This window comes from Ruoffia sp. FAM 20857, from assembly GCF_045528645.1.
Taxonomy (GTDB): Bacteria; Bacillota; Bacilli; order Lactobacillales; family Aerococcaceae; genus Ruoffia; species Ruoffia halotolerans.
Map to the genome: position 1 here is coordinate 1 of NZ_JBGQRB010000116.1, position 779 is coordinate 779.

Here is a 779-nt window from a genome sequence, read left to right on the forward strand (position 1 = left end):
AGCTAAGTGAAAGCACCTACGAGTGCTTGATAACAAATCTTGATGACAACTTTACACCCAATGACTTAAAAGAATTATACCATTTACGGTGGGGAATTGAGACTTCTTTTCGTGATTTAAAGCATTCAGTTGATTTAGAATACTTACATACAAAAGAAAGCAGCCAAATCTATCAAGAAATATATGCAAGATTAATTACTTACAATTTCACCATGAGGTTAGTTGGACAAGTAAAATTTCCTAAAAAGAAACGACATTGGGATTATCAGGTAAATGTTAAGATGGCTTTTAGGCTATATCGCCGATATTTAAATGACATGTCGATAGATATTATGCGATTAATCTCATCTTATATCCTTCCAATTCGAGAAGGTAGGAAGTTTGAACGATTAAAATTCCGAAGAGGCTTTGTTGGTTTTCATTATAGATAATTTTTTTTTGAAAAGCAGAAGACTTATTTGACATGCCTTCCAATAGAAAAATAACTTGTTTAGAATAAAAAAAGCCAAAGACGCCTCTTCTTCACACTATTTCATGTGAAGAAGAGGCGTCTTTATATAACGATAGGAATTCATTTCCCCTTAACTTAATGACATTGATATATATACGGCTTTTTCGTTCTGCAAAGCTCGCAAAACAACCTTTACTCTTGCCTCGAGAAGAAACAACTGTGTCGAGTTCCCAATGCCCGAACTCTTTTCGATTCTTCACAGATTTGGGGCGTTTTGAGATGGGAGTGCCGATATTAAACTTTCCTCGCGTTTCTTGAGGCTCTCGAC

General features: G+C 35.3%; 1 protein-coding gene and 1 pseudogene. One reads left to right on the top strand and one right to left on the bottom strand.

Annotation, left to right across the window (positions count from 1 at the left end; translation table 11 throughout):
- Nucleotides 1-431: transposase (locus ACEN4N_RS11470; protein ID WP_407094267.1), on the top strand; the 431-nt coding region annotated here is incomplete at its 5' end.
- 157 nt (nucleotides 432-588) lie between these two features.
- Here the strand turns inward: ACEN4N_RS11470 and ACEN4N_RS11475 are convergent.
- Nucleotides 589-779: pseudogene (locus ACEN4N_RS11475) on the bottom strand (IS30 family transposase); the annotation flags it as partial.